Source organism: Candidatus Woesearchaeota archaeon (assembly GCA_003694805.1).
Lineage (GTDB): Archaea > Nanobdellota > Nanobdellia > Woesearchaeales > J110 > J110.
The window spans coordinates 1-7,086 of the sequence record RFJU01000093.1; the positions used below are offsets into that span (position 1 = coordinate 1).

Consider the following 7,086-nt stretch of genomic DNA (forward strand, 5'->3'; position numbering starts at 1 on the left):
CGCTGGGCATTATTTCGGCCGTAAAACGCAACTCCATCATTGATGTAGGCACAATGATTGGCGCAAATTTTGGCGTATCCATGCCTGTCTTCTTTCTTGTCCTTTTCGTGTTTTGTTTTTCTTTTCTTTTTTTTGCTAAATCTTTTTTTTGCTTTCCTTGTTGTTTTTTCTGTTCTTTTTGTTGTCGCGGCGGTGCCGAACGGTTGTTGTTGGTGAGACAGAGCTGGATGGGGTGCTGGTGAGCAGTAAACGATGAATTTGTCTGCTCCATGAACGTTAAGCAGCAGGTGCTGTGAGGGAGGGGGCTGGCTGGACTGCTTGACAGAAATTCTTGACCGATACTTTCTTAAACAAAAGGAGAGCTCTTGCTAGCAGTAGTGGGGCTATGGTGTAGCTTGGTAGCATACGAGCTTTGGGAGCTTGTGACCCCGGTTCAAAAGCGCAAGTGAGGCCTGCTCAGAAGGGGGCTTTTTGCCGTGAAAGTCCGGGTAGCCCCACTTTTTTTCTTCTGTCCAAAATGGTATTCGGTCCTACGCCCCTTCAGATCGGAATAAAAAGAGGGCGAGGCGGGGTGTGGCGACGCCCGTGGTCCCGCGCAGGTTTTTTTTCTTGGCGGAGGGGGAGGGGCGGCGAGGGTTATCGACGAGGCGCCAAAGAAAACTATTTAAATAACCTGGTAATCCGCAGGGCTTTGGAGGAGTGCTGAAGATGGCCAAGCAAAGAAAGAAGGGGTACGCCACCCAGTTTGGTTCTCGCTACGGGAAAACCAACCGCCAAAAGTTCGAGAAAGTTCATCGCGCCTATAAAGGAAAGCAAGTATGCCCGTATTGCCATTATGAGCAGGTGAAGCGAATGGCTGCAGGCATTTGGCATTGTAGAAAGTGTGCTTCTGTGTTCGCGAGCAGGGCGTACAAGGTGGAAAAGTTTCCAGCATTGACGAAGTCGTCGGAGGCTGAACATGTCTAATTATAAATGCTTTCAGTGCAACAAAGTGATTAAGGATATGCACATCAAGCGAAGAGTGCGGTGTGTTTATTGCGGTTCAAAGATCGTTTTTAAGGAGCGTTCAACAGCTACGACGGTTGTTGCACGATGAAACTTGAAGCGGTAGTGACGGTCCCGGATGAGGAAGGGCTCGTCTACAAGCTCTTTACGGCTGAAGATAAGGAAATAGGGCAAAGGGCTTCATTCCGTGTTGTTCGCGAGGGGAGTGCCTGCAAGTTTTTTGTGGTGGCAGATGACGCAGTTGCGCTTCGTGCCGCGCTGAACAGCATAACCAAGGTGCTTTCAGTTCACGAGCAGAGCGGGAGGGCTGTGCACGTCGGCGAGTAGCGCCTCACGTGCTGCAAGGGTTGTGGTAGGTGAGTTGGGGTTTGAGAGGGAACGATGAGTGCCACACAAGGAAAGGACGCTGATGCTCGCGTGGCTGACTTGCAAGTGATCGAGCAAGAACTGCAAGCCCAGCACACGCAAAAACAGCTTTTTGAGTCGCAGTTGATGGAGGCGCAAAGCGCACTCAAGGCGCTTGAAGATGCTCAAGAAGCGTTTCGCATAGTAGGGAGTGTTATGGTTTCTGCTGATGCCAAGGTGTTGCGTGATGAGGTGCGCTCCCGCGTGGAAGCGCTCCAAAAGCGGGTTGAGCATATCGAAAAGCAGGAGGCTCGCCTGCGCAAGCAAGCATCAGCGCTTCAAGACGCAATCATGGAAGACATAAAACGATCGAAGGTGAGGTAAGTGGAGGCGTTGCAGGAAATCAGAGAGGCGTGCCGGGAGCTCCATGAGGATGCGGAGACGCCGAAGAATGTTCGTTTCAAACTTTCCTTGCTGATGCAGATGCTTGAAGGTGGCGGTGATATTTCAGTGTGCATTAACAGGGCGCTCACCGAACTTGAGGAGTTGGCGAGCGACGTGAATGTGAATTCGTATGTGAGGATGCAGCTCTTGAGCATTTCCAGCATGTTGGAGATGCTTGAGTCCTCTGTTGTTGCAAGAGATACGCGCTAGTACTTTTTGATTGTGGCGGTTGTTTCACGAACGGTTTTGTTTGTTCTTGCCGTTTTTGCGTCGTCTGCGCAGGTGGTTTTTTGTGTTATTCTTGCCTTTTCTGTGTGGTGCTTTTGTTGTTGATGCTTGCAGTTTGTTCACGAACCAAAGGGCGGCAAGCGTCTCCTTCTGATCCTTTGTGCTCTTACGGCGTGGCGGTGCTTTGTTTTTGAAGGCGACAAGAAACGCGGCGAGGACGCCACCGAGAAGGAGGAGTGAAATGATAGTGAGCGTGTGTGTGGGGATTCCAAGGCGGGCGAGCGCCATGATAAGCGATGCTGTATAGATGAGGTATGCAATGGTGGTTGAAATAGTTTTTTCAGCGTGTATGGGGGTGCCAAGTGTTTTTTTGAGGGCGTAGTCGAGCTTGATTTCATGGAGGGCTCGCTTCGTGATGTTTCGTGCAAGCGTACCGAAGATAAGGCCGAGGAGGAAGACGATAAGGGCGAGGGTTCCTGTGTTGACGAGTTGAACGTATCGGGCTTGAAGTTTTGCTAGAAGGGTTGTGATGCTCATGGCAAGGGTGTGGTGTGGTCGTGTGCTTCAGCTGTTTCTTTTTTCTTCAGCTGGTTTTTTTTTTTGTTCGTGTTTGCTTTGTTGTTTGCTCTGGGTTTTTCTTTTTATGGTTTGGTACCTGACTGCGTAGCAGGTTTGGTGTTCTTTGACGTTGGTGAAGCGCTCGAGGGAGGTGATGATGTGTTCAGGGGTGGTGGTGCTTTCTTCCTTTGTGTGGTAGGCGATTTTTTCGTAGGCAATTGGGGTGAAGATGGCGCATTTGTGCAGTCGGGTGAATACGTGTTGTGGTGACAAGCTGAAGTGGTTGTTTTCTTTCGTGAGGAGCCCGTGTTTGAGGAGGGCGTTGAGGGGTGCGTCGATGGTGGTGGCGCCGATGTGCTTTGCGAGTTGTGAGCGAGTGAAGTGCTTGAGTGAGAACGCGGCTTGGAGGAGCATGAGGGATTCTTTGGGCAGGTTGTGGAGGTTCGGGAGGAATTTTGTTGTGAATTGGTTGATGTCGGTGATGAGGGCGCCGTTGGTGAGGCTGAAGATGAGCGGGTAGTCGCCGTCCTTGTCGGAGCACAGGACGCGCAAAACGGGATGAAGAACGACGCGAACGTCTGCTTCCTCTTCTTGCATGAGGATGACGTCTTTGAGGGTGACGTCTGGCTTGATGAGGGGGAGTATTTCTTCTTCTTTGAACGCTTCGAGTTGGTCGAGGAAGTCGTGTTCTTCGTTGTTGAGGATGTTGACGGCGGTTCCTCCGTGGGCGGATTTTCTTGGCCGAATGGTTGTGAAGAGGGGGAGATCGGTCACGCCGGTGATGAGGGCGGATCCGATGGTGAGGTTGGTGATTTCTTTTTCTGCTTCTGCGCTGAGGCCTTCCACGCCGCTGCTGATAGCGCGCAGGTCGTTGGGGTTGGTAACTTTCAGGATGATTTGGGTGGTGCACTGGCTGAGCACGCTCTTGTCGACCCTCGCTGGTCGTTGGCTGACGATGCACAGGCCGAGCCCGAATTTTCTTCCTTCAGAGGCGACGGTGCGAAGGATTTTTGAGCTCTTCGCTTCCCCAAAGTTTCTTTCGGGGCAGAAGTTGTGAGCTTCTTCTACGACGAGGAAGAAGGGGGGTATCTTGTTTTTCTTGCGTAGTTCAAAGAGGTCTTTGATGAGCTTGTAAGCGATGAGTTCTTGGATGTCGGGAGGTGTTCCTTTGAGGTTGAAGATGGTTGCTTCTCCAGGGGCGAGGTAGGTTTGGTAGGGGGGCGCGTTTTCGCTGAAGATGTGGAGGTTGTTGAGGTATTCGAGTGTTCGGATGATGCTCCATTTGGCATTGCTCTCGTCTTGTTCGAGTGAAAGGATGATGTTGGTGAAGTTGAGTTTCTCGACTGATTTGATGGCGCTGTAGAGGATGCCGAGCTGTGTGCTGTTGAGCTTGCCGGGGAAGAGGTGGATGAGTTCTTCTTGAGTGAACGTGTTGGGGAGTTTGAGCGGCGTTCCTTGGCCGCTTGCCGGGTCGGTGTAGATGGTGACGGGGTATGATGAGGGTTTGAGGTTGAAGCGTGCAAGGCGTTCTTGTTCTTCCACGTTGCGTTTTGAGAGGGTTGCGTACTCGCCGTGGGGGTCGAGGATGATGACGGGGACTTTTTTTTCAAGGATTTCTTCGATGAGGACGCCGACGGTGTATGATTTTCCGGCGCCGGATTTTGCGAGGATGCTGACGTGTTTGGTGAGGAGTTTATGGAGGTCGAGGTGGACGTCAATGTTTTTTCCTTCAAGCTTGCCAATGTACGCCGCGCTTTTCTTGTCGGGGAGTTGGATGATGTGAGTGATGAGGTCGTCCTCGGCGCGCAGGACTTCAGTGCCGGGCTTGAAGGGGGATCGTGGCTGGCGTATTGTTCCGTCCTTGTCGCGAAAGCCTATGACGTGGCATGTTGCAGTGGTGGTGTTTTCTGATCGCTCGAGTTCAGTGATGAGGGCGAGAACGTAATCGTACGGGGGGTGGTAGACTTGGACGTAGTCGAATTTTTTTGCGTGCTGGTTTGCTTCAAAGCTGAAGTGGGTGGTTGTTGTTTTTCCCTTGATTGTGCCGAGGAGCATACAGGAGGACGTTAAGCGGTGGAGAGTATAAAAAACTTTGGCAAACGGTGGTTTTTCGTGTTGTGGTGCGTTATGCGCAGAGAGTTGGTGGTGGGGTTTGTTCTTTCTGGGACGCTTCGTCAGTAGTTCAGAATCGTAATCTTTTTATACTCTCTCGTTTGTGTCTGGGAGAGAGCAGTGCGTTAGTGAAGCAGGGGTGCTGCTCCAGGTTTTTTTTATGGCACAAGCAGGTCAAGGAATGGGAAAGGACGAGCAGATTGGGTTTCACAAGGGCGCGCTCTCAACGCTTGCGAAGGAGCGCCAGGAGCTTTTGCGTTTAGTGCAGATTGTTGAGCAGCTCATGCAGATGCATGTAAAGGCGCTCAAAGAGTTGGGTATTGATTTAGAGAAGGAAGCGGAAAGTCTGTCTCAGCAGGGCGCTGGCGGGGCCGGGGCTGGCGGCCAGGGTCAGGGCCGTGGCGGCTCACCTGACAAGCCCATTGAGGATATTCTCAAGTAATGTTGGAAGGTCAAGGAGTTCCTTTGGTTTTTTTTGGCCTTGCAGGAGGCCCGGGTGGTTTCGCCGGTCTTTTCTTGGCGTCAAAAACCTCTTCATTTATAAACAAAACCGCATTTCTGTTACTCTTGTTAAGTGAAAATGGTTTCGGCAAAGAGGAGGAAGGATAGGCGATTGCTTGGCAAGGCAAGGCAACGCGCACAAGAAGCGAGCACGTCCCGCGCTCCCTCGTTGGAAGGGCGGGTTCGCAAGGCGAAGGTGTTTTCCTTTCTTTCAAGAGAGCTGAATGAACGGCTCGCTGTTTTTCAAGAAGAAGTGCAACAGCGCCTCGTGAACAACCCACGCAGGAGAGCGCTTCCTGACAAGAACTTCACGGACTTGGTGGAGAACATTTTGGGAGAGTCTTTGCTGGAGCTCAGGGATCAGTACTCTTCGTTTCTCCATAAGGGGGAGGCGATTCTTCACGAATTGCAACGAGTTATCTTTGCAGACCCCCTTAGGGAAGGACGGTTCGGTTACGAGAAGGGTACTGAAGTGTTGCCACAATACATTGTTCGCGCAAGGTGCCCGGCGCGGGAAGGGTCGTTCTTTGAAGTCGTGCATTACCTCACTGAGCGGCAGGCAAGGGAGTGGCTTGACGTGGAGCGTTATTCACGCAATCCTGCCTACTGCAAGGAGTGCATGGAAGTTCATCCTACTCTGGTTTCCTTGACGAGGTACGTCACGAAGGAGTGGGAGGAGCTCTCTTCCTTGAAGGAGAAGGTTGAGGAGGCGTTTCCTTTAATGCTCCCCCGTGCGGGAATTGGGGTGGCCGCGGACCGCATGAGGGAGGTGTTGAGGGGCCTGGGGGTTTCTGCCCTGGAGCAGTGGCGCGACTATCAGAGGAGGCATAGCGTGCTGGAGGTGCTCACGAGAGTGAAAGGTGTTGAGTCGCTTGCGAACCAATTGACTGATTTGTTTCTTGGCATACCTCGTCCTGGCAGGCGGCGAGGAAAGCTTCAGGAGATTTATGACATATATGGAATAAAGGTTTGCGTGTCGGGAAGGAAGGGTGTTCGGGCCGTGCAGTCCTTGCTCCGTCGCTCGAAACAAAAGATTTCAGGGTACGAAATCCTTATTGATGATAGGGAGGAGATGGATTATTGGGACAAACCTAAAATGCGGCGGGGAAACATTGTCTTTCAGGGGCTGAAGTTCAGACTCGTTCTCTTGTCGGAGGAGGGAGTGTGCGTACCGGTTGATATGCATGTGCAAACACCAGACATGCTGAATCGTGACAGGCTTGATCACAAAACCTACGTCGAAGAAAAGGAAAAGGTCCGCGAGGAGTTTGGTGAGCAGACGAATACGGCTGTGAACGTGTTTAGGGATCAACTCGCTCGTTTGTTTGGTGCGTATGCGAGAATGCAGGGATTAACTGACGGGGGATTGCGTTGATGGTGATGAAAAGGGCGCTCCATGAATCCTTCGCTGTTTTGGCACGAAGTTCTTGATGAGGGTGCCGTTTGCTTTTCCACAGCCTCCATAGTCGTTGCCGTGTGTGATGATGACATAGCCGGGAGGGTGTTTGTGTTCTATGTCTTCTCCGCGCAGCCACGAGTCCCATTCTTTGCTTGAGAGTTCGACAATGTTTTTTGTTGCGTGGGGGCCGATGAGTTGGCTGCCTTCAATGCTGAGTCTGAGCGTGCCGTCTTTGTTCTTGGTTGCGATGTAGAGGCCGATGCTGCTGATGCGCAGTTCTTTGAGGTTTGTTTTTCCTAGTGCGGGTGTTGAGAGGTAGATGCGTCCTCGCTTGCTGGCAAGGAGGGGGTTGAGGTTCGCGAGCGTGTGTGGTGGTACTCCGAATTGTTGGGAGATTTTTGTGAGGAGTTCTTTTCGCTCTTTGTTGTTGAGAATGGCTAGTTCTTGTTTGCTCTTCTTTTGGCTCGCTCTTTTTTTTTGGCTCTCTCCTTTTC

The 7,086-nt window shown here is 51.7% G+C and carries 11 protein-coding genes and 1 tRNA gene; 8 read left to right on the forward strand and 4 right to left on the reverse strand.

Annotation, left to right across the window (positions count from 1 at the left end):
- The coding region (locus tag D6783_03250; GenBank protein RME52955.1) for a hypothetical protein at positions 1 to 271 on the reverse strand (271 nt) is incomplete at its 3' end.
- 108 nt (positions 272 to 379) lie between these two features.
- Between D6783_03250 and D6783_03255 the strand changes: the two genes are divergently transcribed.
- The 6 genes from D6783_03255 (at position 380) to D6783_03280 (ending at position 2,004) form a co-directional block, all read left to right on the forward strand.
- Positions 380 to 455, forward strand: a tRNA-Pro gene (locus tag D6783_03255).
- Between the two features lie 253 nt (positions 456 to 708).
- Positions 709 to 966 (forward strand): 50S ribosomal protein L37ae, encoded by a 258-nt coding sequence (locus tag D6783_03260; GenBank protein ID RME52956.1) that lies wholly within the window; start codon positions 709 to 711, stop codon positions 964 to 966.
- Positions 959 to 1,096: a DNA-directed RNA polymerase subunit P gene (locus tag D6783_03265; protein RME52957.1), complete on the forward strand. Its 138-nt coding sequence runs from the start codon at positions 959 to 961 to the stop codon at positions 1,094 to 1,096. The genes D6783_03260 and D6783_03265 overlap by 8 nt, the downstream gene beginning before the upstream one ends.
- Positions 1,093 to 1,332: a hypothetical protein gene (locus tag D6783_03270; protein ID RME52958.1), complete on the forward strand. Its 240-nt coding sequence runs from the start codon at positions 1,093 to 1,095 to the stop codon at positions 1,330 to 1,332. Before D6783_03265 ends, D6783_03270 begins: the two co-directional genes overlap by 4 nt.
- A gap of 54 nt (positions 1,333 to 1,386) precedes the next feature.
- Positions 1,387 to 1,734 (forward strand): hypothetical protein, encoded by a 348-nt coding sequence (locus tag D6783_03275; GenBank protein RME52959.1) that lies wholly within the window; start codon positions 1,387 to 1,389, stop codon positions 1,732 to 1,734.
- The gene (locus tag D6783_03280; GenBank protein RME52960.1) at positions 1,735 to 2,004 is read left to right on the forward strand and encodes a hypothetical protein; all 270 of its coding nucleotides are present in this window, start codon (positions 1,735 to 1,737) and stop codon (positions 2,002 to 2,004) included.
- Between the two features lie 24 nt (positions 2,005 to 2,028).
- On the opposite strand, the gene D6783_03285 is transcribed toward D6783_03280, so the two are convergent.
- Together D6783_03285 and D6783_03290 are read right to left on the reverse strand one after the other, a co-directional pair.
- The gene (locus D6783_03285) at positions 2,029 to 2,559 is read right to left on the reverse strand and encodes a hypothetical protein (GenBank protein ID RME52961.1); all 531 of its coding nucleotides are present in this window, start codon (positions 2,557 to 2,559) and stop codon (positions 2,029 to 2,031) included.
- A gap of 27 nt (positions 2,560 to 2,586) precedes the next feature.
- The gene (locus tag D6783_03290; GenBank protein ID RME52962.1) at positions 2,587 to 4,635 is read right to left on the reverse strand and encodes an ATP-binding protein; all 2,049 of its coding nucleotides are present in this window, start codon (positions 4,633 to 4,635) and stop codon (positions 2,587 to 2,589) included.
- A 160-nt stretch (positions 4,636 to 4,795) separates the two neighbouring features.
- Between D6783_03290 and D6783_03295 the strand changes: the two genes are divergently transcribed.
- On the forward strand, positions 4,796 to 5,134 hold the full coding sequence (locus D6783_03295; GenBank protein ID RME52963.1) for a hypothetical protein: 339 nt from the start codon (positions 4,796 to 4,798) through the stop codon (positions 5,132 to 5,134).
- Positions 5,135 to 5,272: 138 nt separating this feature from the next.
- On the forward strand, positions 5,273 to 6,568 hold the full coding sequence (locus D6783_03300) for a hypothetical protein (protein ID RME52964.1): 1,296 nt from the start codon (positions 5,273 to 5,275) through the stop codon (positions 6,566 to 6,568).
- Here D6783_03300 and D6783_03305 read toward each other — a convergent pair.
- On the reverse strand, positions 6,545 to 7,086 hold a 542-nt coding region (locus D6783_03305; protein ID RME52965.1), incomplete at its 5' end, for a hypothetical protein. The genes D6783_03300 and D6783_03305 overlap by 24 nt on opposite strands.